The sequence below is a fragment of the Halovibrio sp. HP20-59 genome, from assembly GCF_033052795.2.
GTDB lineage: Bacteria > Pseudomonadota > Gammaproteobacteria > Pseudomonadales > Halomonadaceae > Vreelandella.
The window spans coordinates 1-264 of record NZ_JAWJUW020000104.1 but is presented as its reverse complement, the minus strand read 5'-3'; the positions used below and the strand labels follow the sequence as shown (position 1 = coordinate 264).

At 63.6% G+C, this 264-nt stretch carries 1 protein-coding gene; it reads right to left on the bottom strand.

Annotated elements, in window-relative coordinates:
* Positions 1-8 precede the first annotated feature (8 nt).
* Positions 9-264 (bottom strand): YidB family protein (locus RZA33_RS19545; protein ID WP_317509850.1); only part of this gene is annotated, 256 nt, incomplete at its 5' end.

The window sequence follows — 264 nt, the reverse complement described above, 5'->3', positions numbered from 1 at the left end:
GACGCCAATCAAATCCAGCGCGAAGCTTCGCGCTCGGTCGGCAGCCGGCCGTCGGGCGTCAGTTGATTGATGACGTCGGGCAACTGCCTTGCGAGACCCGCAAGCAGTTCATCGCGCGACAAGCCGGTCTGCGAGGTCAGCGTGCTGATCTGGTCTGCGCCAAGCGCGGAGGCGAGGTCGCCGGGTGAGATCTGCTTGTTGGGACCGGGGCTGACCCATGAGTTGGCCGTCTCGCTTTGGCCCTTTTCCTGAAACTGCTTGAGC